This window comes from Sphingopyxis sp. YR583 (genome assembly GCF_900108295.1).
GTDB lineage: Bacteria > Pseudomonadota > Alphaproteobacteria > Sphingomonadales > Sphingomonadaceae > Sphingopyxis.
The window spans coordinates 390,870-414,001 of record NZ_FNWK01000002.1; the positions used below are offsets into that span (position 1 = coordinate 390,870).

The following is a 23,132-nucleotide window of genomic DNA, read 5'->3' on the forward strand; positions in this document are numbered from 1 at the left end:
TTGAAGAGGCTAGCCGCCGGTTGGTCGATTCGCCAGTCTCAGAAGACCGCCTTCGGTGCCTTCTCTTTCATCATCGCGGCGCGGACCATCGGGATCGGCGGGCCGCCGTAGGACAGGAATTCGTCGTGGAATGCCTTCCACTTCGTCTTGTCACCCTTCGTCCAGTCTTCGCGCAGCTTGCGGATCATCAGCTTGCCCATCGTGTAATTGAGATAGGCCGGATCATAGGTGCCGCGCGCCGCCTGTTGCCGCGAATTGCCTTCATCCTGATAGCATTGTTCCTTGAACAGCTTCTCCGAGTCCGCAACCGTCATGCCCTTGGTGTGCAGGCCGATCGCCGACAGATAACGACAATCGCGCAGCAGCGCGTTCGAAAGCTGGCCGATGTGCGTTTCGGGGTCGCCCTCGCCGAGCCCGGCATCCCACATCATTTCTTCGGTATAATGCGCCCAGCCCTCTGCGAAGGCATAGCCGACGAATAGCTTGCCGAAGATGCTCTCGGCGCGGTTCGAATGAAGGAAGTTCAGGAAATGCCCCGGCCACACTTCGTGAACCGAGGTGAAGAGCAGATCCTTTCGCCCCGGCACGAAGTCGGCCTGCGTCTGCTTGTCCCACGTCGGGTCGGGCGGCGAGATGTAATAGACCGACGGCAGGCCTTTTTCATACGGACCCGGGATGTCGATATAGGCGCTGTTCTGGCGGTTGTAGGGCGGCGATTCCTCGACCTGCGCCTGTTCGGTGCCCGGGATCGTCACGATGTCCTTCTCGATCAGGAAGGCGCGGAGCGTCGGCAACTGGCGCCGCGCCTCGGCCACCGGACCGTCGGCAGGCTTGTCCGAACTCATCTTCTTCATGCAGTCGGCGATCGTCATGCCCGCGGCATAGGTGGCGCAAGCCGCCTTCAGCGCATCCTGATTGCGCTTGAGGTCGGCCTGCCCGATCCGCTCGAGTTCGTCGAGCGGCGTGTCGACGCCTTCGTTGGTCAGGATCATCTTCGAGAATTTTGCGGCGCCGAGCGCATAGCCGTCGGGCGTGCCCGGCTGCGATCCGACATATTTCGCAAGGTCGGTCATCGCCGCACCGGCCTTCGCAGACGCTTCGTCGAACTGCTTCTGCAGCGCCTCGTCCTTGACCGAGGCGAAAGCCGCCTTGGCGTCGCCCTTATAATAATCGGCGAAACCGCCGAAGCCCGCGGTGCCATATTTGACGAAGGTCGCGGGCAGCGGCAGCTTCAAATTCGCCTTGATCTGGGCGGCCGCGGCAGGGACTTTTTCGGCATAGGCGATGAACGCCTTCATCCGCGTCGCCGCATCGGCATAGGGGCGCGCGATATAGACATTGGGGTCGAGCGCGCCGGTATAGAAAGCCGGATTCTTCTGCGCGAAATCGGTATCGCGGAGGAAGAAGAGCTGCCCCTGCGCCACATGAACCAGATAATCGCGCTCGAACTTTTCGGCGTCGGACATCTCGCCGTCGAACGCCTTCGCGTCGGCAATCGCCTTTTCCAGATAGGCGGCCTGTTTTTCCAGACCCTCGGGCGACCAGTCGGGAAGCTGCCCGTCATATTCATGCTTGCCCTGATAGACGGCGAAATTCGGATTGAGCGGGAAATAGCCGGCGAGAAACTGGTCACGGAACTCGGTCCAGTTCTTTGCCTCCGATGCGCTCGCCGACTTGTTATCCGACGCATTGCATGCAGTCAGGACCAGCAGCGTCGCAGCCATCGCGGCGCCGCCGAAGCGGGCAAATTTGCTTGTCATTCGATAGTCTCCCTCAATCGATCGCGCGCTTCTGCCACTGCGTCCGGCCCATCGCATCCCCTAATCGACGAACGGCATACGTAAGGGTTACTGGACAGCGACGAAAAGCACGATAGGGCGGACGGCGATGGCAACGATCCCACCCCCCGAAGGCGAAGAACCGGTCATGCCGGAGGCAACGCCCAAAGCCCCTTCCCCGCTCAGCTATCCCGACTTCCGCTACTTCTGGGTGGCGCGTTTTACGGCGGTGATGGCAACGATCGCGATGGTCGTGGTGATCGGGTACCAGCTCTATGACACGGCGCGCACCGACTATGGCATGTCGATCAAGGAAGCGTCGTTCCAGCTTGGGCTGCTCGGTCTGTTCCAGTTCGTGCCGCTGGCGATCCTGACGCCGGTCGCTGGATGGGCGGCGGACCGCTTCGAACGGCGAAGTGTCGCGATCTTTTCGAACCTGATCGACCTGCTGATCGCCGCGACGCTCGGCTGGTTCACCTGGCACGACCAGCTGACGCTGCCTTTGCTCTTCGGCCTTGCAGCGCTGCACGGTGTCGCCCGTGTCTTCTCCGGCCCGGCGATGAGCGCGATCGCGCCCAACATCGTTCCGCCCGCAGTCCTGCCGCGCGCGATCGCGATGAGCAGCATCGCCTGGCAATCGGCGTCGGTGATCGGACCCGCCGCGGGCGGCCTCATCTATGCCGCGCACCCGGGCGCGGTGTATGTCTTCTCCGCGCTTCTCCTTGCCATTTCGGCCTTCACGCTCAGCCGGGTGCGGCCCGTCCTGCCGCCACCCGCCGAAGTTCGCCGCCATCCGCTGCGCGAAATGGCCGACGGGCTGCGCTTCGTGTGGGTCGAGCGCTTTCTGCTCGGGACGATCACGCTCGATCTGTTTGCGGTGCTGCTCGCGGGCGCGACCGCGATGTTCCCTGTCTTCGCCCGCGATATCCTGCACGCCGGTGCGGAAGGCGCAGGGTTGATGCGCGCCGCCGTTGCCTTTGGATCGGTTGGCGTGGCGGTCGGCCTCGCCATCCGTCCGATCGAACGCAATGTCGGGGTGAAGATGCTGTGGGCGGTTGCGGCGTTCGGCGCTGGCACGGTGGTCTTCGGCCTTTCGACAAACCTGTATCTTTCGCTCGCCGTGCTAGTCCTGATGGGGGCTGCCGACATGTTCTCGGTATTCGTGCGCGGCACGCTGATCCAGCTCAACACCCCCGATCATATGCGCGGCCGCGTCAGCGCCGCATCGGGGCTCGCGATTTCGGCATCGAACGAACTGGGCGAGATGCGCGCCGGCGCGATGGCGGCCGCGCTCGGCCCGATCGGCGCCGTCGTCGTCGGCGGCGCCGCAGCGGTCGGTGTGACCGCGCTCTGGGCCTGGATCTTTCCCGAGCTGCGGCGCGCCAAAACCTTCGAGCCGCAGTTCAGGCAGGCGAACGACTGACCCCAACACGGCTTGCCGCATGCCGCGCACATTTTGCCCGAAGGCTATTGTCAATTTATTTAGTTGAGTTATTTACACCTTACCCGTCACCGCGGTTCCCCCTCTCTCCCCCGATGGAGCGACCGCCATGCATAATTCGAATATCCGCCATAAAATCCTGACCATACCCGGCCTCTACAACAGCGGCCCCACCCACTGGCAGAGCCTGTGGGAACGCAGCTTTGCCGATTGCGAGCGAGTCGAACTCGGCAGTTGGGATGAACCGCTGAAAGATCAATGGGTCGAACGGATCGCCGCAGCGATCGACGCCGAGCATGAGCCCGTCCTGATTGCCGCGCACAGCCTTGGCTGCCATGCTTTTGCGCACTGGTTTGCCGCGGCGAGCAGCATTGCCCGCGACCGTATCGCCGGCGCGCTCCTCGTCGCGCCGCCGGACCTCTCGCAGCTCCGCCGCGACAGCCGCGTCGACAGCTTCACCGACTCCCCCGCTCTGTCGTCGCAGGTGCCGATGATCGTGGTTGCCAGCGACGACGATCCCTATGCCAAGACCGCGCACGTCTGGCGCCTGTCGCGGCACTGGGACGCGCGCTTTGTTAATGCGGGCCCCTTCGGTCATATCAATGCCGACTCGGGGATCGGAGACTGGCCTTATGGACAGTATCTGCTGGCATCGTTACAACCCCGGCCGACGCCGGTGCTGGCGGACGAGGCCCGCTGGCTCCGCGCCGGCGACTGGCCAAACCGCGTCCGCCGCGACCCGCGTTTCGAATTCAAAGAAAGAGCGCACCGATCATGAAAGCCAATTCGATCCTCGATACCATCGGGAATACGCCGCACATTCGCGTGGCCAAACTGTTCCCCGACGCCGAAGTCTGGGTGAAGTCGGAACGCAGCAATCCCGGTGGGTCGATCAAGGATCGAATCGGCCTCGCGATGATCGAAGCCGCCGAAAAGGACGGCAGCCTGAAAGCCGGCGGCACCATCGTCGAGCCGACGTCGGGGAACACCGGCATCGGCCTTGCGATGGCGGCCGCGGTCAAGGGATACAAGCTGGTGCTCGTCATGCCCGAAAGCATGTCGGTCGAACGCCGCCGGTTGATGCTCGCCTATGGCGCGACCTTCGACCTGACGCCGCGCGAAAAGGGCATGAAGGGCGCGATCGAGCGCGCGATCGAGCTGGTCGAAACGACCACCGGCGCATGGATGCCGCAGCAGTTCGAAAATGAGGCGAATATCGACGTCCATGTTCGCACCACCGGCCCCGAAATTCTTGCCGACTTCAAGGATACCCCGATCGACGTGCTGATCACCGGCGTCGGTACCGGCGGCCATATCACCGGCACCGCGCAGTTCCTGAAAGAACATTGGCCGAACCTGAAAGTCTATGCGGTCGAACCAGACGCCTCGCCGGTCATCTCGGGCGGCCAGCCCGCGCCGCACCCGATCCAGGGCATCGGCGCCGGTTTCATCCCGCGCAATCTCCACACCGACCTGCTCGACGGCGTGATCAAGGTCGATGCGGGCGCCGCAAAGGATTTTGCGCGCCGCGCCGCGACCGAGGAAGGCATGCTGGTCGGCATCTCGTCGGGCGCGACCCTCGCGGCTATCGCGCAAAAGCTTGCCGAACTGCCGCCGGGCAGCCGCGTCCTTGGTTTCAACTACGACACCGGCGAACGTTACCTGTCGGTCCCCGATTTCCTCCCGGAGATCTGAGGACCACTCGTGCACCCTCACGACGACCGAGGCGCGTTGCCCTTACGGCGCGACTGGACGGGCTGGCTGTTCGTCCTGATCGCGGTCGCGGCGGTCGTCGCCGTGCTCCTCGCGAGCCATTCGACGGGCACCGGAAAACATGCCGCGCATCGGCAACCCGTTGCGCCGCCCGCCGACGTCATCCCGGAAGTGCAGGCGATGGAGCTTGCGCCGGTTACCGAGGATGACGCGCGCGCGCAGAATGCCGAGGTCGCGCTGATCACCAAAGGCTTCGTCGCGGCGCGGCCTTTCGTTTATGCCGGCGGCGGCGATTCAAAGGCCCGCGCCCGTGACTGCCTGGCGGCAGCGATGCTTTACGAGGCGGGCGACGACGCCAAGGGCCAGCAGGCGGTCGGCCAGGTCGTGATCAACCGCGCCCGGCATCCGGCCTTTCCGAAATCGATCTGCGGCGTCGTTTTCCAGGGATCCGAACGCACCACCGGGTGCCAGTTCACCTTCACATGCGACGGCGCGCTCAACCGCCGCTATTCGGATGCGGCCTGGCAGCGCGCACGAAACAACGCCGACATGATGCTGTCGGGCGGCACCTATCCGCCGGTCGGCCTCGCCACCCATTATCACACCGACTGGGTCCGCCCCTATTGGAGCGACAGTCTGGAGAAGATCGCGATCGTCGATACGCATCTGTTTTTCCGCTGGCCCGGCTATTGGGGCACGCCGGGCGCGTTCCGTGGCGCCGTATCGGGAAGCGACGGTCCGGTGGCGAAGCTCGCGGCGATATCGCCGCTGCACGCCATCGCGCTGGGCCTGCCCACCGACGTTGCGACTGGCGTCGATGCCAATGCCGCAGTCGGCGAAGCGCGCGTCGTCGCCGGCGCGGGAGAAAGCGCAGGCCGCGACACGATCTACACCCAACTCGACCGCAAGGCCGCGCCCGAGAGCTTCGTCACCACCGCGCTGCGCCTGTGCGGCGACAAGCCCTATTGCAAGTTCATGGGCTGGACCAATCCGGTGCTGAAACCCGACAGCGACGCGATGAGCGATACGCAGCGTGCGGCGATGACCTTCTCCTACCTTCGCGACGACAAGGCGGGATTTGAAAAGGCGTTGTGGAATTGCAGCGAATATAAGCGCGACGATGCGCGCCAGTGCATGAAACGCTAAGCGCGCATCGCTAAGCCGAATGTGGGAATGGGAAGCCGCCATCCTCAACCGGTCGATGTGCCTCATCACGAAGATAGCGTATGGTCACCGACAACGAACGAAAAGGGGATAGCAATGGCTGCGTCATTTTCAGCAGACGAACGACGCGAGCATTTTGCCTATTGCGTCCAACTGTTTGGCGGCACCACTGCATTCTCGCGGCGCCTTGGCATAGACGAGCGGGCCATCCGCCGCTTCATCAATGGCGAGCGGCCTCTTGGTGACGGCCTTCTGGAAGATACCGCAAAGGCATTGCGACTGCTCATTGATGAAGCGACCGCGGCCGAAGCACAGATCGCGGCCACATTGCGCTTTCCGCCGACCGATGCGTCGTAGCTGAAATCGGTCGCTGGCAGGTATTGCGTGCACTCCGGCAAAAGCCGGGGTCCATGGTGCTCAACCACAAGCGTCGGCTGGGCCACGCCCTGTGGCCGGGGCCCAGCCTGGCCCTTACCCGTGCGGCTTGATCAAATATTTCTCGCCGGTGCGTTTCGCGTTGTAGGCCTGCGCGGTATCGAGATTCAGCGCATCGGTCAGAGAGATTTCGTGGCTGTAGTGGCTCTTGAAAGTCGTCGTAAGTTCGTCAACGACGCGCTTGCGCATCCGCCCGACGACTTCCATCCCGGCCTTCGCCATGAACGGGGTGAGCAAAAAGCCCGAGAGCGACCAGGTCAGGCCGAAGCTGCGGTTGAGTGTGGTCGGGCCAAGGTCGAGCGCGCCATAGATATAGACCTGCTTAAACGTGTCCGAGCCATAGCGGCTGTAAGTCGTCATCCGCTTCACCGCCGCGACTTCCATTGCGGCGAGGATCTGGCCGGCGAGTTTGCCACCGCCGATCGCGTCAAATCCCAGCGTCGCGCCGGTTTCGACAATGGCATCGACCAGCCGGTCCTGAAAATCGTCGGCGCTGCTGTTGACGATATGCTGCGCGCCGATGTTCTTCAGAATCTCGACCTGTGCATCGCTACGCACGATGTTAACGAGCGGGATGCCGTCCTTTGCGCAAATCTTGACCAGCATCTGACCGAGGTTCGACGCCGCGGCGGTGTGGACGATCGCATTATGGCCCTCCATCCGCATCGTTTCGGTGAACGCCAGCGAGGTGAGCGGATTGACGAAGCAGGATGCGCCATCGACGGGGTCGGTGCCATCGGGAAGCGGCATCACCATCTGGACAGGCAGGCACCGATATTCCGCGTACATCTCGCCGCCGAGCAGCGCGACCGTTTGACCGATCAGCGCCTGCGCATCGGGGTTGCTGCCCGCCGCGACGACCAGGCCGCAACCCTCGTTACCGATCAGCAGCGCATCGCCGATACGGCCGCCCATCGCGCGCATGCCCGGAGGCGGCACGTCGGCGGTGATCGACGGTAGTCCGTTGCGCGTTCCGGCGCGCGCGGTCGACATATCGGCGCCGCCGAAAAGGAGGCCCAGATCCGACGGGTTGATCGGCGTCGTCAACACCTTGACGAGCACCTCATGCGGTTTGGGCTGAGGCATGGGGCGGCGTTCGAGATAGACTTCGAGCTGCCCCTCGGGCTTCACGAGCGTCACCATGACGGTGTTGGTTTCAGGCAGGTCGGTCATAGCACATCTCCCGTGTTCGGTTTCTTGATGAAACGGATTAGGGCGTGTCGCACCGGCTGGCAACCGGCGTTCGGTGCGGCGGCGCTGCCATTTCAGTCCGGTTACCGACTGCGGTCCACGAATCCAGGCGCTATGGCGCCGATTTTTCCCGCTCGCAGACCCTGCGGTAAAGATGCTGGTCCGAAGCTATTGTTTCCAGCTCTTCCCACGGCGAGCTATGGTCCGGGCCTGACGCATCGGTGGCTACGGGCCGGTTTTGGTCGTCGAATAGCTGCGGGCCGACCATGCGCGCGCCGCGCGTGCCGCAGTTTACCTGAACGACGCCATTCATGGCAACGGCATTGCCCGGCGCACCTTCAGCTTCGGTCATTTCGAGTGAAAAGCCGATCTGCCGTATCTCGTCATCGACCTGACGGAAGGTGTCGGCATAAAGAATATATGTCACGCCACCGTCGGTGAAGCGATCAGGATCGGCTGCCGCTGGCGCAAGCGCGATGGAAAGCGGCAGAAGCCACGATGAAAGGTCGATCATGCTTCCTCATGGCCCCTGGCAAGCGGCCAGCAAAGAAGGAAATGTGCGGCCCGCTCCGAATGGTGCGTCCTTACCCCGCTGACGAATATTGTGCGGCAAGGCGCAGCACCTCTTCGGCCAGCTCCATCCGGCAGATCAGCAGGTCAGGCAGATAGGTATCGGGATTATTGTAGCGGATCGGCGATCCGTCGACGCGGCTGACATGCAGGCCGGCCGCGTGCGCCACCGCAACGGGAGCGCAATTGTCCCATTCATATTGCCCGCCGGTGTGGAGATAGATATCGGCCTCCCCCCGCACGACCGCCATAGCCTTGGCGCCCGCCGACCCCATTGCAACCAGTTCGGCGCCCAGCCTTTCCGCGACGAAGACGGCCTCGGCGGCGGGGCGTGTACGGCTGACAAGCATGCGGAGCGGCTGGTTCGCCGGCTGCAGCGGCAGCGGGACGCCGGAGGTCAGCGTGATATCCAGCCCGGGCAACGCGACCGCACCGACCGCCGCGACGCCATCAACCGCGAGCGCGACATGCACCGCCCAGTCGTCACGACCCTCCCCATATTCGCGTGTGCCGTCGAGCGGGTCGACGATCCAGACGCGCGACTGCCCGCAGCGGACGGGATTGTCCTTTTCTTCTTCAGAGAGCAGCGCGTCGTCGGGACGGGCAGAACGGATTTCGCGGCACAGCATGGCGTTGGCCTGCTGATCGCCGGCCTGCCCAAGCGCCTTGCCTTCAAGATCGCCCCGCGCGCGCAAATCGAGCAGGATCGCGCCCGCAGCGGTTGCGAGCCGTTCGGCCAGTTGTTCGTCCGTTTCCCCCGCAGTCATATCTATCCCAGCAAGCGATCGATGATCAGGTCCGCCGCTTCTTCGGGTGTCATCGCGGTCGTGTCGATACGAATTTCGGGATTCTCGGGCGCTTCATAGGGGCTGTCGATGCCGGTGAAATTCTTGAGCTGACCCGCGCGGGCCTTTTTGTAGAGGCCCTTGACGTCGCGCTTTTCGGCCTCGGCGAGCGGGGTGTCGATGAAAATTTCGAGGAACTCGCCCTCGGGCAACATGCTGCGCACCATTTCGCGTTCGGCGCGGAAAGGCGAGATGAAGGCGGTGATGACGATCAGACCCGCGTCGGTCATCAGCTTCGCAACCTCGCCGACGCGGCGGATATTCTCGATCCGGTCGGCCTCGGTGAACCCGAGGTCGCGGTTGAGGCCGTGCCGGACATTGTCGCCGTCGAGCAGGAAGCTGTGGCGGTTCATCCGGTGCAGCTTCTTTTCGACGAGGTTCGCGATCGTCGACTTGCCCGAACCCGACAGGCCGGTGAACCACAAGAGCGCGGGACGCTGGTTCTTGAGGTCTGCGCGCATGTCGCGGTCGATATCGGTTGCCTGCCAATGGACGTTCTGGGCGCGGCGCAGGCTGAAGTGCAGCATCCCCGCGGCAACGGTCGCATTGGTCAGCTTGTCGATCAGGATGAACCCGCCGAGCGTGCGATTGTCGCCATAGGCTTCGAACGTGATCGGTTTGTCGGTCGACAGTTCGACGACACCGATGCCGTTGAGTTCGAGCGTCTTCGCAGCGAGATGGTCGAGAGTGTTGACGTTGATCTCATACTTCGGCGCCTGAATGGTCGCCGAGACGCTTTGCGTCGCAAGCTTTAGCCAATAGGCGCGGCCCGGGATCATTGCCTCGTCGGCCATCCATACGAGCGTCGCCTCGAACTGGTCGGCCGCCTCGGGCGGCGCGTCGGCAGCGGCGATGACGTCACCGCGCGAGCAGTCGACCTCGTCGGCGAGCGTCAGCGTGACCGACTGACCCGCAACCGCTTCATCAAGGTCGCCGTCAAGCGTGACGATGCGATCGACAGTGGTCGTCTTGCCGCTCGGCAGGATGCGAACGGCGTCGCCGGGACGGACGCGCCCGCTCGCAAGCTGGCCCGAGAAGCCGCGGAAATCGAGGTTCGGGCGGTTGACCCATTGCACCGGCAGGCGGAACGGCTTGGCCTCGTCGGCGGCGGCGCCGATCTCGACATTTTCGAGATGCTCGATCAGCGCCGGGCCCTTGAACCAAGGCGTGTTGTCCGAAAGCGCGGTGATATTGTCGCCCTTGAATCCGGAGATAGGGATCGCGGTAAAATTGGTGATGCCGATTTCGCTCGCGAAAGCACGATACGCCAGCGTGATCCGGTCGAAGAGGGTCTTGTCGTAACCGACGAGGTCCATCTTGTTCACGGCGAGTACGATATGCTTGATACCGATCAGGTGCGCGAGGAAGCTGTGGCGGCGCGTCTGAGTGAGTACGCCCTTGCGCGCATCGATCAGGATGACGGCGAGGTCGGCGGTCGAGGCGCCGGTGACCATGTTGCGCGTATATTGCTCGTGCCCCGGGGTGTCGGCAACGATGAACTTGCGCTTCTCGGTCGTGAAAAAGCGGTACGCGACGTCGATCGTGATCCCTTGCTCGCGCTCGGCGGCGAGGCCGTCGACGAGCAATGCGAAGTCGATCTCCTGGCCCTGCGTGCCGACGCGCTTGCTGTCGGCCTCGAGTGCAGCGAGTTGGTCCTCGAAGATCATCTTGCTGTCGTACAGCAGCCGCCCGATCAGCGTCGACTTGCCGTCGTCGACCGAGCCGCAAGTGATGAAGCGGAGCAGCGACTTCTTTTCATGGCCTGCCAGATAGGCGTCGATATCCTCGGCGATCAGCGCGTCGGTGACGTAAACAGGATCGGTCATCTCAGAAATACCCCTCCTGCTTCTTCTTCTCCATGCTCGCGTCGCCGCCATCCTTGTCGATGATGCGGCCCTGCCGTTCGCTGGTGGTGGTGAGTAGCATTTCCTGGATGACTTCGCTGAGCGTCGTCGCTTCACTCTCGACGGCGCCGGTCAGCGGATAGCAGCCGAGGGTGCGGAACCGCACCGAGCGCTCCACCGGCACTTCGCCCTCCTCAAGCGGGAAGCGATCGTCATCGACCATCAGCAACAGGCCGTCGCGTGTCACCGTCGGCCGCGGCGCAGCGAAGTAGAGCGGGACGATCGGGATATTTTCGCGCGCGATATATTGCCAGATGTCGAGCTCGGTCCAGTTCGAGATCGGAAAGACGCGGATGCTCTCCCCCTTCGCCTTGCGGGCGTTGTAAAGGTTCCAGAGTTCGGGGCGCTGTTTCTTGGGATCCCAGCCGTGGCTCGCGGTGCGGAACGAGAAGATACGCTCCTTGGCGCGGCTCTTTTCCTCGTCGCGCCGCGCGCCGCCAAAGGCGACGTCGAAGCCGTGAAGGTCGAGCGCCTGCTTCAAACCCTCGGTCTTCCACATGTCGGTGTGTAGCGGACCGTGGTCGAACGGGTTGATCCCGCGCTCTTTCGCCTCGGGGTTCTGATAGACGATCAGTTCCATGCCGCTTTCGCGCGCCATACGGTCGCGCAGCTCGTACATCGCCTGGAATTTCCACGTCGTGTCGACGTGGAGCAGCGGAAACGGCGGCGGCGAGGGATAGAAGGCCTTGCGCGCGAGATGGAGCATCACCGCGCTGTCCTTGCCCACGCTGTAGAGCATCACGGGCTTGGCCGCGTCGGCCATCACTTCGCGCATGATATGAATGCTCTCGGCCTCGAGCCGGTCGAGATGGGTCAGCGTATCGGTCATGCCCCGCCCTTGCCGCCCCTGTCGGCGCCGCGCAAACTGTATGGCCTTTCGAGGGGGCAAGCCAGACTTGTGAGGCGCTGCATCATGCAGCGATATCGACCTTCATCTGCCGCCACTCGGCCGCGATCGCGCCGATCGTTTCGAGCGCATGCGCAAGACGCGGCGCGATCTCGGGAAGCGCGCGCCACGCGGGGTCGGATATCAGACCCAATTCGCGGCGAAAATCATAACCCGCGACCTTCAAGGGAACGATGCCGTCGATCGCAAGCGAGACGGGCGCCGTGGTGATGCCGATCCCCGCCGCGACCATACGCAGGCACCGCTCGTCGCTTTCGCTGCGCAGCGCGAAGCGCGGACGCACACCATGGCGCGTGAAGAAACGACTCGTCGCGTCTAGAAATTCGCACGAGCGGCGCGCGATCATCGTTTCGGCGGCAAGTTCCTCGGGCCCGACCTCGATCCGCCCCGCGAGCGGATGGTCCGACGCGATGAACATGGCAAACGGCTCTTCGTAAAGTGGCAGCACATGGTCGGCGCGCTCGCCGGTGCGCAGCGGAACGAGTGCCATATTGATGCGACCGCTGCCGAGCGCCGCACGCAGTTCGGAGTCGCTGTTTTCGACAAGTTCGATCGCAAAGCCTGGGCGCAGCGCCGCGGCGATCGCCTGCAGCAGTTCGGCGGGAGCGGAGCGGATCACGCCAAGCTTGAGCTCGCTCGCCTGCCCCTCGCTCTCGCGACCGAAGCCGTCGGCGGCGCGAAAGCCGCGTTCGAGATCGCGCGCGATCGGCAGGAACCGCCCGCCCGCCTCGGTCAGCCGGATCTGGCGGCGGTTACGGATGAACAGCGGCGTACCGACCAGTTTTTCGAGCTCGGCGATGCCCGTCGACAGTGCTGGCTGGGTTACGCGGATGCGCAGCGCCGCCTGCGTAAAACTGCCCGCATCGATCACGGCGAGGAACTGGCGGATATGAGTGCGCTTAATCATAGATTTTACTTATGCTAAACCGGCAATGGTTTCAATTTCCATATGATCAAATTTTGAGGCACTATCGCGATCTGTCCTGACCCAGATCGATAGGTATTCCATGCGCGCCACCCCCGATTTCGATTTCGCGCTCGGCGAAACCGCTGACATGATCCGTGACACCACGGCCCGCTTCGCCGACGAACAGATCGCCCCGCTCGCCGCCAGGGCCGATGCCGAAGACTGGTTCCCGCGTGACGAATTGTGGACACAGATGGGCGAGCTCGGGCTGCACGGCATCACCGTCGAGGAAGAATTCGGCGGCCTCGGCCTCGGCTATCTCGAGCATGTGATTGCGGTCGAAGAAGTGAGCCGTGCGAGCGGTGCGATCGGCCTCTCTTACGGCGCGCATTCGAATCTCTGCGTCAACCAGATCCGCCGCTGGGGCAATGCGGAGCAGAAGGCGAAATATCTGCCCAAGCTGATCAGCGGCGAGCATGTCGGCAGCCTCGCCATGTCCGAAGCCGGCGCGGGCAGCGATGTCGTGTCGATGAAGCTGAAGGCCGAGCGCAAGGGCAGCGGCTATGTGCTCAACGGTACCAAATTCTGGATCACCAACGCGACTCACGCCGACACGCTGGTCGTCTATGCGAAGACGAGCCCCGAAGCGGGTTCGCGCGGCATCACGGCGTTCCTGATCGAAAAGGACATGCCGGGGTTTTCGATCGGGCAGAAGATCGACAAGGTCGGCATGCGCGGATCGCCGACCGCCGAGCTGGTCTTCACCGATTGCGAAGTGTCCGAAGAACAGGTCATGGGCCCCGAGAATGGCGGCGTCGGCGTGCTGATGTCGGGGCTCGATTATGAGCGCGTCGTGCTCGCCGGGCTGCAGCTTGGCATCATGCAGGCGTGCCTCGACACGGTCATCCCCTATGTTCGCGAGCGCAAGCAGTTCGGCAAGCCGATCGGATCGTTCCAGCTGATGCAGGCAAAGGTCGCCGACATGTATGTCATGCTCCAGTCGGCGCGCTCCTATGTCTATAACGTCGCCAAGGCGTGCGACGCGGGACAGACGACGCGCTTCGACGCTGCGGGTTGCATCCTGCTCGCGAGCGAAAATGCCGTGAAGGTCGCGGGCGAAGCGATCCAGGCGCTCGGCGGCGCGGGTTACACGAAGGACTGGCCGGTCGAGCGTTACTGGCGCGACGCCAAGCTGCTCGACATCGGCGCGGGCACGAACGAGATCCGCCGCATGCTGATCGGCCGCGAACTGATTGGCGCCGGCGCGTGATCTGGCTCTGGCTGTCGGCCGCCTTCATGGTGACGACGGCCGGGGTTCATTCGGTTCTTGGATACCGCAGGCTGATCGTGCCGATGCTGCGCAGCGAGGCGGGACCGCTCGCCGATCCGCTGTCACGGCGGATCATCCGCTTTGCCTGGCATGCCACGTCGGTGCTGATGCTGATTTCGGCGGCAGCGGTCGCATGGCCCGGAACGCCGCCCGCACTTTTGATCGTCATCGGTGGCGGATGGCTTGCAACCGGACTGTTCAACGCGGCCTATACCAAGGGTCGTCATATCGCGTGGCCGGCGCTGAGCAGCGCGGGCATCTTCGCGCTGATCGGCGCGTTGGCATAAATATGAGTGAGACCCTGCTCGATTCCCTGCAATATTATGGCGCCGCCGCCGCGACGCTTGCGGCGCTGCTCGTCTCGCTCAACCTCGGCGAGCGGTGGAACGGCTGGGCGTTCGTGATCTTCGTGACGAGCAGCCTCGCACTGATCGCATGGGGGTTCCTGCAACCCGACAGCGAAGGCATCGGGTGGCAGAATGTCGCGCTGCTCTGCATCAATCTCGTCGGCGTTTACAGCCACCTGATCCGCAAGAAACCCGCAACGAAGAAGGAGGGCGAGGCATGACGCCCCGCCCTGCCCGGTCGTCAGCCCCAGACGCGCACGCGCTTGTCGGGCGCGAGGTAGAGCTTGTCGCCTTCCTTGACGTCGAACGCCTTGTACCAAGCGTCGAGGTTACGGACCGTCAGCGCGCGGTACATGCCCGGCGCATGGCCGTCGGTCGCGATGCGCGCGCGCAGCGCCTCGGCGCGCATCTTGGTCGCCCACGTCTGCGTGTAGGCGATGAAGAAGCGCTGATCGCCGGTGAAGCCGTCGATCACCGGCGCCTCCTTGCCGCCGAGCGACGCGCGGTACGCGTCATAGGCGGCCTGAAGCCCCGCCACGTCGGCGATATTCTCGCCCAGCGTGAGCTTGCCGTTGACCGACAGGTCGGGGAACGGCTTGTAGGTGTCGAACTGCGCCGCGAGCGCGGCGCCCGCAGCATTGAACTTCGCCAGATCCGCCGGGGTCCACCAGTTGCGCAGCGCGCCGGTGGAATCGAACGCCGCGCCATTATTATCGAAGCTGTGGCTGATCTCATGACCGATCACCGCGCCGATCGCGCCATAGTTGAACGCAGGGTCCGCCTTGGCGTTGAAGAAGGGCTGCTGGAGGATCGCGGCGGGGAAGTTCAGCGCGTTCTGCACCGGCAGGTTCACGGCGTTGACCGTCTGGGGAACCATCCACCATTCGCCCTTGTCCATCGGCTTGCCGATCTTGGCGAGCTGGTGTGCATATTCGGCCTTTTGTCCGGCAACCTCGTTGGCATAGGCGTCGGCACCGACGGTGTAGCTGCCATAGTCGCGCCACGTGTCGGGGTAGCCGACGCCGACGGCGATCGTTTCGACCTTCTTGATCGCTTCCTTCTTCGTCTCGGGCGCCATCCAGTCGATCGTTTCGACACGCTTGGCAAAGGCGGCCTTGATGTTCTTCACCATGTCACCGACCTCCGCTTTCGCAGAGGCGGGGAAATATTTGTCGGCATAGGCCTTGCCCACCGCATCGCCGAGATAGGTGTCGAGCGCGTCGAGCCCGCGCTTTTCGCGGCCGCGCTGCTGCGGCGTGCCCGCCATCGTGGTGCCATAGAAGGTGAAGTGCGCGCTATCGATCGCACTCGGCAGAACGTCGGCGTGGCTGTTGATCTGATGGAAGGCGAGCCAGTCCTTCCACGCGTCGAGCGGTTCGGACGCGACGAGTGCCGACAGGCCGGTGATCGCGTTCGCATGATAGGCGCCGAACTTCACCGCACCGTCGAGCTTCGCGGCGGCCATGAACGCCGGCCAGTCGATGCCGGGTGCCTTCTTTGCAAAATCGCCCTTCGCCCATACGTCCGCAGACTTGGTGAAATCCTCGCTCTGTTCGCGCGTCGCGTGCGCCTTCGCGATCTTGACCTCGAGATCGTAGATGCGCTTCGCCTTCGCTGCGGCGTCGCTCTGCCCCGCCGCGGTGAGCAGCTTGGCTATATAGGCCTGATAGGCAGTGCGGATGCTCGCCATCTTGGGGTCGGCCGACAGATAATATTCGCGCTCGGGCATGCCGAGACCGCCTTGCAGCAGATAGGGAATGACGTCGCCCGGGGTCGCGAGCCCCTGCGTCACGAAGACCCCGAAGAGATTTTCGGTCTGGAAGTTGGTCGCGTTGAGCGGGTCGACGTCGGCGCGAAGCTGTTCGCCCAGCACCTTCGACAGGGCCGCCTTGTCGGTGATCGCCGCAAAGCGCGCAAGGTCGGCAGCGACGGGCTTCATCCCCGCGGCATCGATCGCCTTCACATTGGTGAAAGCCTTGTAGAAGGCAGCGATGCGCCCCTCGTTGGTGTCGGCCGCTGCATCGCCCTTGACGATCGCGTCGATCAGCTCGCGGTTGCGCTTTTCGGTTTCGAGCTGCGCCACATAGAAAGCGCCGATCGACGAACGGTCGGCTGGGATTTCGTTCGCCTTGTCCCAGTTGCCATTGGCGTAGGCGTAGAAGTCGTCGCCGGGCTTCGCGCTGGTATCCATCGCCGCCTTGCTGATCCCGATATCGGTGCCGACGGTATAGGCGGCGGAGCTGTCCTTGCCGCTGCTACACGCGACAGGCCCCGCGAGAACCGCGGCGGAGGACAGAAGAACGGCGAAGACGGCTTTTTTCATAAGAATGACCTTATTTTGTCACGGATAGGCAGGCGGCCGACGCGTGGGAAAATCCGGTTTCAACACCAACCATTTTCGGCCTGCTGCGCTTTTCAATCGACGAGCGACGGGTTAGTTCCGAACCGACTTCCAGGAGAGACGATACAGTGAGCGCACCGGTTCTAGGCTCGAATATCAATGCGGACAGCGACGAATATCGCACCCGCAGCGCGCATAATCGCGCACTGACCGACGCGCTGCGGTCGGCGGTCGCCGAAGCGGCGCTCGGCGGCAATGAAAAGTCGCGCGAACGGCACACCAGCCGCGGCAAATTACTGCCGCGCGAGCGCGTCGAACGGCTGCTCGATCCGGGGGCGCCCTTCCTCGAAATCGGCCAGCTTGCGGCGAACGATCTCTACGAGGGCGAGGTGCCTGGCGCAGGGCTGATCTGCGGCATCGGGCAAGTGTCGGGGCGCCAGTGCATGATCGTGTGCAACGACGCGACGGTGAAGGGCGGCACCTATTATCCGATGACGGTGAAGAAGCATCTTCGCGCGCAGGAGATTGCCGAGGCGAACCGCCTGCCCTGCATCTATCTCGTCGACAGCGGCGGCGCGAACCTGCCGCATCAGGATCAGGTCTTCCCCGACCGCGACCATTTCGGCCGCATCTTCTTCAACCAGGCCAATATGTCGGCGAAGCGCATCCCGCAGATCGCGTGCGTGATGGGAAGCTGCACCGCGGGCGGCGCCTATGTTCCCGCGATGTCGGACGAGACCGTCATCGTGCGCAATCAGGGCACAATCTTCCTCGCCGGCCCGCCGCTGGTGAAGGCCGCGACGGGCGAGGAAATCAGCGCCGAGGATCTGGGCGGCGGCGACCTGCACGCCAAGAAATCGGGCGTCGTCGACCATTTGGCAGAAAATGACGAACATGCGCTGACGATCGTCCGCGATATCGTTAGCCACCTTGGCGAAGAGAGGGGCTTCGAGGTTCCGATGAAGGCGCCGCGCCCGCCCAAATATGCTGCCGAGGAAATCTATGGCGTCGTCCCCGACGACGTTCGCGCACCTTATGATGTACACGAAGTGATCGCGCGTATCGTCGACGGCAGCGAGTTTCATGAGTTCAAGGCGAATTACGGCGCGACACTCGTCTGCGGCTTCGCGCATATCTGGGGCATCCCCGTCGCGATCCTCGCCAACAACGGCGTGCTGTTCAGCGAAAGCGCGGTCAAGGGCGCGCATTTCATCGAACTGGCGCAACAGCGGCGCATCCCTCTTCTCTTCCTGCAGAATATCAGCGGCTTCATGGTCGGCGGCAAATATGAGGCCGAAGGCATCGCGAAGCATGGCGCGAAGCTGGTGACGGCGGTTGCGACCGCGACGGTGCCGAAGATCACTGTGCTGATCGGCGGCAGCTTCGGCGCGGGCAATTACGGCATGTGCGGCCGCGCTTACAGCCCGCGCTTCCTCTTCAGCTGGCCGAACAGCCGGATCAGCGTGATGGGCGGCGAACAGGCGGCGTCTGTGCTGGCGACCGTCCATCGCGACGCCGACAAATGGACGCCCGAGGAGACCGAAGCCTTCAAGGCGCCGATCCGCCAGAAATATGAGGATGAAGGCAACCCCTATCACGCGACCGCGCGGCTGTGGGACGACGGCATCATCGACCCCGCCCAGACCCGCGACGTGCTTGGGCTGGCCTTTGCCGCAACGCTGAACGCCCCGGTCGAGGACCGCGGCTTCGGCGTGTTCCGGATGTGATGGCGATGAGCGACGCACCCGACCGCCTGTATATCCTCGACCGCGAGTTCGACGATCCCGCGTTTCCGGGCTCGACCTTCTATTGCCGCGACTGCATCCTTATCGAAGGCTTGCTCGCGACATTTCCCGAACGCACGACGCATCTTGAGGTCATCCGCGTGCCATGGCCGCGCCCGCGCCCTCTCGTCGTCGAAGCGATCGGCGAAGCGAACCAGAACCTCCCTGCCCTTGTCTTTTCCGATGGCGGGTGCGTGAACGACATCAAGCCACTGCTTGAAGCGCTTCACGCCCGTCACGGCTTTCCGGAATCTCACCCATGATCACTTCGCTTCTCATCGCCAATCGTGGCGAAATCGCCTGCCGTATCATCCGCACCGCACGCGAGATGGGTATCCGCACCGTCGCGGTCTATTCGGACGCCGATGCAAAGGCGCTGCATGTGCGCGAGGCCGACGAGGCGGTGCATATCGGGCCGTCGCCGGCCCGCGAATCCTATTTGATCGGTGAAAAGATCATCGCCGCCGCCAAGGCGACCGGCGCCGAGGCGATCCATCCGGGTTATGGCTTTCTGTCGGAGAATGCCGAATTCGCGCAGGCGGTGGCCGATGCGGGTCTCGTGTGGGTCGGGCCAAAGCCGTCGTCGATCACCGCGATGGGCCTCAAGGATGCCGCCAAGAAGCTGATGGCCGATGCAGGCGTGCCGGTGACGCCGGGCTATATGGGCGAAAATCAGGATCCGGCGTATCTTGCCGAGCAGGCAGCCGAGATCGGCTATCCTGTCCTCATCAAGGCGGTAGCGGGTGGCGGTGGCAAGGGCATGCGCAAGGTCGATGCCGCGGGCGATTTCGCCGATATGCTCGCCTCGTGCCAGCGCGAGGCCTCGGCGTCGTTCGGCAACGACCATGTGCTGATCGAGAAATATATCCTGACCCCGCGCCATATCGAGGTGCAGGTGTTCGGCGATACGCACGGCAATGTCGTCCATCTGTTCGAGCGCGACTGCTCGCTGCAGCGCCGCCACCAGAAGGTGATCGAGGAAGCCCCCGCCCCCGGCATGGACGAAGCGACGCGCGCCGACCTCTGCGCCGCCGCGGTCCGCGCCGCGAAGGCGGTCGACTATGTCGGCGCGGGGACGATCGAGTTCATCGCCGACGCCAGCGAAGGCCTGCGCGCCGATCGCATCTGGTTCATGGAAATGAACACCCGCCTGCAGGTCGAGCATCCGGTGACCGAGGAAATCACCGGCGTCGACCTGGTCGAATGGCAGCTTCGCGTCGCGAGCGGCGAGCCGATCCCGCTTTCGCAGGACGAACTTTCGATCAACGGCTGGGCGATGGAAGCGCGGCTTTATGCCGAAGACCCCGCCAAGGGCTTCCTGCCCTCGATCGGCACGCTAGAGCTGTTTCAGCTTCCCGAACATATGGGCCGCGTCGACACCGGCGTCTATGAAGGCGCCGAGGTCTCGCCCTTCTATGACCCGATGATCGCCAAGGTCATCGCATGGGGCGAGGACCGCGAGGAAGCGCGCGAACTTTTGTCGGAGATGCTGGAGGACAGCGCGATCTGGCCGGTGAAGACCAACTCGGCGTTCCTGATCAATGCGCTGGATCATCCCGATTTCGTCGCAGGCACCGTCGACACCGGCCTGATCGGCCGCGACGGCGACGCGATGACCGAGGAGCCGATCCCGACCGCACAGGCGCTGACCAACGCCGCGATGGCGATGGTGCCGCGCTCGTTGCAGTCGGGCTTCCGACTCAACGCGCCCGACGTACGCAGCGCCCCCTTCCTGCTCGACGGCAAGCGCGTCGAGGTCGAACTGCACGGCCCCGGCGCCGAAGAGCCGTCCCCGGCGATGCTTGTCGCCGAGGGCGGGTCGGTCTGGCAGTTGACGCCGTGGCGCGCCGAAGGCAGTGCCGCCGGCGCAGCGGGTGACGGCGCGATCCTGTCGCCGATGCCCGGCAAGGTCATCGCGGTGGAGGTCGCGGCAGGTGACAGGGTGAGCAAGGGACAGAAATTGCTCACGCTCGAAGCGATGAAGATGGAGCACAGCCTGACTGCACCGTTCGACGGTGTGGTCGCCGAACTCAATGCGACCGCAGGCGCGCAGGTTCAGGTCGAGGCGCTGCTGGTGAAGATCGAGAAGGAAGAGGCATAATGGCCGGCAAATATTTTGACGAATGGGCGATCGGCGACACGCTGACGCACGACATCCGCCGCACGGTGACCGAGACCGATAATCTCCTCTTCACCACGATGACGCATAATCCGCAGCCGCTGCACCTCGATATCGAGGCGGCGAAGGCGTCGGAATTCGGCCAGATCCTCGTCAACGGCACCTTCACCTTCAGCCTGATGGTCGGGCTGTCGGTCGGCGACACGACGCTCGGGACGCTCGTCGCCAACCTCGGCTATGACAAGCTGGTGATGCCGAAGCCGGTGTTCATCGGCGACACGCTTCGGGCCGAATCCGAGGTCGTTGGTCTCAAGGAGTCCAAATCGCGGCCGAATGCGGGTATCGTGACCTTCCTGCACCGCGCGATCAACCAGCGCGATGAAATCGTCTGCCAGTGCGAACGCTCCGCGCTGCTCAAGAAGAAAGCCGCCTGATGCGTCTCCGCTCGCTCCTTTTCGTTCCCGGCGACCGGCCCGAGCGCTTCGCCAAGGCGGCGGCTTCGGGCGCCGACGCGATCATCCTCGACCTTGAGGATTCGGTGTCGCCCGCGAACAAGGAGGCGGCGCGCGCCGCAATCGCCGACTATCTGGCGGGAACACGCGAAGTCGTGACGCTGGTGCGCGTCAATCCGCTCGACGGCCATATGACCGCCGCCGATGTCGCCGCCATCGTCGCCGCGCGACCCGATGCGATCATGCTGCCCAAGGCCGAAGGCGCGCCGAGCATCGCGCAGCTCGACACGATTTTGCGCAGCGAATCGGACCGCGACGCCTCGCTGCCGCCGATCCTGCCGATTGCGACCGAGACCCCCGCCGCGATCTTTACGCTCGGCAGCTATCGCGAAGTGAAGGATCGCCTGCTCGGCCTGACCTGGGGCGCCGAGGATTTGCCCGCCGCGATCGGCGCAACGACCAGCCGCGAAGCCGACGGCAGCTATACCGCGCCCTATGAAGTCGCGCGCGCGATGACCCTGTTCGCGGCGCATGCCGCGGGCGCGGCGGCAATCGACACGGTCTTTCCGGCGATCAAGGACGAAGCGGGACTCGCGGCCTATGCGACACGTGCGCGCCGCGATGGCTTCACCGGCATGATGGCGATCCATCCGTCGCAGGTCGAACCGATCAACGCCGCCTTCACGCCGTCAGCCGATGAAGCCGCGCGTGCGCAGGCAATCGTCGACGCCTTCGCCGCCAATCCCGGCGCGGGCGTTTTGCAGGTCGATGGCAAGATGGTCGACGCCCCGCACCTCAAGCAGGCGAAGCACATCCTGTCGCTGGCGGACTGATCAACTGCAGGCGGGGCCGCGTACCCAGCGCTGGGTTTCATGGCTGCGGAAGCGAACCATGCCCTGACTCGACTGCATGGTGACGACATTGTCGAATTCCATGCTGGTCCGCGTGTAGGTTCCGCGAACGGTGATCTGAAGATTGCCGTTCGGATCGTCACCGGGCGGTTTGCAGTTGAGATAGCCGCTGATCCGCCCGCCATTCATCTTGAACGCTCCGATCGTGCATTTGGCTTCATGGCCGGGATCGAACAGCAGAACGTCGGGTTTCGCCGCCACCTTGGCCGAGATGCAGTCTTCGGGATCGGGGTCGGTTTCCAGCACCTGCTTGAATTGCGCGACGAATTCGGGCGCCATTTCAGGAAAGAGAATCTCGACGACCTCGCGTTTACTCGTCCAGATGCCGGGCTCGATCGGATTATCGGCAACCGCTGCGCCCGGATCACCCGCCGCGGGGGCACGGCTTTGCCACCATATGCCGCCGCCAATCAGGCCGACAAGCGCGACACCCGCCGCAACCATCATCCACAGTCGCTTACGACGCGGCGCAGGCGCGGGCGAGATTTGCCGCGCAGATGCACCGGGTGGCAGCGATGGGGCTGCGCCCGAAGTCATCGCCGCGACGATGCGGTCGACCGCCTGCTCCTCGCCCGCGAACCAGTCGATCCACTGATAATCCTTGAGCCAATAGGCGAGGCCCTGCGCGCGGATATCCTCCAGCCGCACCGGCAGGATCGTCTTGTTGCTGTCCTCGCCCAGCATCAATTCGCGCTTCACATGGCGCGACTGGTCGGATTGCGGGCAAAATAGCAGGACGATCGCATCGGACCGGTCGATCTGGTCAACGATCGACTGATCGAAGGCAGTGCCTGCAGCGATGTCGTCGGGCGCGAGCCAGCCGTCGATTCCGCGCGCGGCGAGCAGGCGCTTGAGCCGCCTTGCAGTCTCAACCTGCGAGCTGTGATGGCTGATGAAAGCGGAAAGCCGCTTCGGAGTGATCGGCGTGGGTCCGGCGTCGGTCATCCCGGCCATCATATGAGCAAGCGCGGCGACCGCAAGTGACTATGCGCA

General features: G+C 63.8%; 22 protein-coding genes. 13 read left to right on the plus strand and 9 right to left on the minus strand.

Translation table 11 applies throughout. The features are described from left to right. Positions 1–38 precede the first annotated feature (38 nt). Positions 39–1,760: a DUF885 domain-containing protein gene (locus BLW56_RS13865; RefSeq protein ID WP_093511264.1), complete on the minus strand. Its 1,722-nt coding sequence runs from the start codon at positions 1,758–1,760 to the stop codon at positions 39–41. A 127-nt stretch (positions 1,761–1,887) separates the two neighbouring features. Here BLW56_RS13865 and BLW56_RS13870 point away from each other — a divergent pair, with 127 nt between their 5' ends. The 5 genes from BLW56_RS13870 (at position 1,888) to BLW56_RS13890 (ending at position 6,453) form a co-directional block, all read left to right on the plus strand. After that, positions 1,888–3,201, plus strand: coding sequence for an MFS transporter (locus BLW56_RS13870; RefSeq protein ID WP_093511265.1), 1,314 nt, complete (start codon positions 1,888–1,890; stop codon positions 3,199–3,201). 127 nt (positions 3,202–3,328) lie between these two features. Next, the gene (locus tag BLW56_RS13875; protein WP_093511266.1) at positions 3,329–3,997 is read left to right on the plus strand and encodes an RBBP9/YdeN family alpha/beta hydrolase; all 669 of its coding nucleotides are present in this window, start codon (positions 3,329–3,331) and stop codon (positions 3,995–3,997) included. Beyond that, entirely contained in the window at positions 3,994–4,914 is a 921-nt protein-coding gene (gene cysK, locus BLW56_RS13880) for a cysteine synthase A (RefSeq protein ID WP_093511267.1), read from the plus strand. The genes BLW56_RS13875 and cysK overlap by 4 nt, the downstream gene beginning before the upstream one ends. A gap of 9 nt (positions 4,915–4,923) precedes the next feature. Beyond that, entirely contained in the window at positions 4,924–6,078 is a 1,155-nt protein-coding gene (locus BLW56_RS13885) for a cell wall hydrolase (RefSeq protein ID WP_256203473.1), read from the plus strand. A gap of 114 nt (positions 6,079–6,192) precedes the next feature. Then, a complete protein-coding gene (locus tag BLW56_RS13890; RefSeq protein ID WP_093511268.1) occupies positions 6,193–6,453 on the plus strand; it encodes a hypothetical protein in 261 nt (86 codons plus the stop codon). A gap of 114 nt (positions 6,454–6,567) precedes the next feature. Here BLW56_RS13890 and BLW56_RS13895 read toward each other — a convergent pair whose 3' ends face one another. The 6 genes from BLW56_RS13895 to BLW56_RS13920 all read right to left on the minus strand — a co-directional run bounded on the left by BLW56_RS13895 (position 6,568) and on the right by BLW56_RS13920 (position 12,855). After that, positions 6,568–7,704: a zinc-binding dehydrogenase gene (locus BLW56_RS13895; RefSeq protein WP_093511269.1), complete on the minus strand. Its 1,137-nt coding sequence runs from the start codon at positions 7,702–7,704 to the stop codon at positions 6,568–6,570. 130 nt (positions 7,705–7,834) lie between these two features. After that, positions 7,835–8,236, minus strand: coding sequence for a hypothetical protein (locus BLW56_RS13900; protein ID WP_093511270.1), 402 nt, complete (start codon positions 8,234–8,236; stop codon positions 7,835–7,837). Positions 8,237–8,306: 70 nt separating this feature from the next. Next, positions 8,307–9,059 (minus strand): 3'(2'),5'-bisphosphate nucleotidase CysQ, encoded by a 753-nt coding sequence (locus BLW56_RS13905; protein ID WP_093511271.1) that lies wholly within the window; start codon positions 9,057–9,059, stop codon positions 8,307–8,309. A 2-nt stretch (positions 9,060–9,061) separates the two neighbouring features. After that, a complete protein-coding gene (gene cysN / locus BLW56_RS13910; protein ID WP_093511272.1) occupies positions 9,062–10,963 on the minus strand; it encodes a sulfate adenylyltransferase subunit CysN in 1,902 nt (633 codons plus the stop codon). A gap of 1 nt (position 10,964) precedes the next feature. Continuing rightward, on the minus strand, positions 10,965–11,912 hold the full coding sequence (gene cysD, locus BLW56_RS13915; RefSeq protein WP_371262249.1) for a sulfate adenylyltransferase subunit CysD: 948 nt from the start codon (positions 11,910–11,912) through the stop codon (positions 10,965–10,967). A gap of 40 nt (positions 11,913–11,952) precedes the next feature. Continuing rightward, complete coding sequence (locus tag BLW56_RS13920) at positions 11,953–12,855, minus strand: LysR family transcriptional regulator (RefSeq protein ID WP_093511274.1); 903 nt, start codon at positions 12,853–12,855, stop codon at positions 11,953–11,955. 100 nt (positions 12,856–12,955) lie between these two features. Between BLW56_RS13920 and BLW56_RS13925 the strand changes: the two genes are divergently transcribed. The 3 genes from BLW56_RS13925 to BLW56_RS13935 are packed head-to-tail and all read left to right on the plus strand — an operon-like array spanning position 12,956 to position 14,753. Then, positions 12,956–14,125 (plus strand): isovaleryl-CoA dehydrogenase, encoded by a 1,170-nt coding sequence (locus tag BLW56_RS13925; RefSeq protein ID WP_093511275.1) that lies wholly within the window; start codon positions 12,956–12,958, stop codon positions 14,123–14,125. Beyond that, on the plus strand, positions 14,122–14,472 hold the full coding sequence (locus BLW56_RS13930) for a hypothetical protein (protein ID WP_093511276.1): 351 nt from the start codon (positions 14,122–14,124) through the stop codon (positions 14,470–14,472). The genes BLW56_RS13925 and BLW56_RS13930 overlap by 4 nt, the downstream gene beginning before the upstream one ends. A gap of 2 nt (positions 14,473–14,474) precedes the next feature. Then, the gene (locus BLW56_RS13935; RefSeq protein WP_093511277.1) at positions 14,475–14,753 is read left to right on the plus strand and encodes a hypothetical protein; all 279 of its coding nucleotides are present in this window, start codon (positions 14,475–14,477) and stop codon (positions 14,751–14,753) included. 20 nt (positions 14,754–14,773) lie between these two features. Here the strand turns inward: BLW56_RS13935 and BLW56_RS13940 are convergent, their stop codons facing one another. Then, positions 14,774–16,855, minus strand: a complete 2,082-nt coding sequence (locus BLW56_RS13940; RefSeq protein WP_093511278.1) for a M13 family metallopeptidase — start codon at positions 16,853–16,855, stop codon at positions 14,774–14,776. A gap of 146 nt (positions 16,856–17,001) precedes the next feature. Here BLW56_RS13940 and BLW56_RS13945 point away from each other — a divergent pair, with 146 nt between their 5' ends. From BLW56_RS13945 to BLW56_RS13965, 5 genes are read left to right on the plus strand one after another with little or no spacing between them, the layout of a single operon-like run. Continuing rightward, positions 17,002–18,600 (plus strand): carboxyl transferase domain-containing protein, encoded by a 1,599-nt coding sequence (locus BLW56_RS13945; RefSeq protein WP_093511279.1) that lies wholly within the window; start codon positions 17,002–17,004, stop codon positions 18,598–18,600. Between the two features lie 5 nt (positions 18,601–18,605). After that, a complete protein-coding gene (locus BLW56_RS13950) occupies positions 18,606–18,920 on the plus strand; it encodes a DUF3088 family protein (protein ID WP_093511612.1) in 315 nt (104 codons plus the stop codon). Continuing rightward, a complete protein-coding gene (locus BLW56_RS13955) occupies positions 18,917–20,758 on the plus strand; it encodes an acetyl/propionyl/methylcrotonyl-CoA carboxylase subunit alpha (RefSeq protein ID WP_093511280.1) in 1,842 nt (613 codons plus the stop codon). The genes BLW56_RS13950 and BLW56_RS13955 overlap by 4 nt, the downstream gene beginning before the upstream one ends. Beyond that, a complete protein-coding gene (locus BLW56_RS13960; protein WP_062181207.1) occupies positions 20,758–21,210 on the plus strand; it encodes a MaoC family dehydratase in 453 nt (150 codons plus the stop codon). Before BLW56_RS13955 ends, BLW56_RS13960 begins: the two co-directional genes overlap by 1 nt. Further along, a complete protein-coding gene (locus tag BLW56_RS13965) occupies positions 21,210–22,061 on the plus strand; it encodes an HpcH/HpaI aldolase/citrate lyase family protein (RefSeq protein WP_093511281.1) in 852 nt (283 codons plus the stop codon). Before BLW56_RS13960 ends, BLW56_RS13965 begins: the two co-directional genes overlap by 1 nt. Here BLW56_RS13965 and BLW56_RS13970 read toward each other — a convergent pair whose 3' ends face one another. Then, positions 22,062–23,093: a TIR domain-containing protein gene (locus BLW56_RS13970; protein WP_177175973.1), complete on the minus strand. Its 1,032-nt coding sequence runs from the start codon at positions 23,091–23,093 to the stop codon at positions 22,062–22,064. Positions 23,094–23,132: the final 39 nt, after the last annotated feature.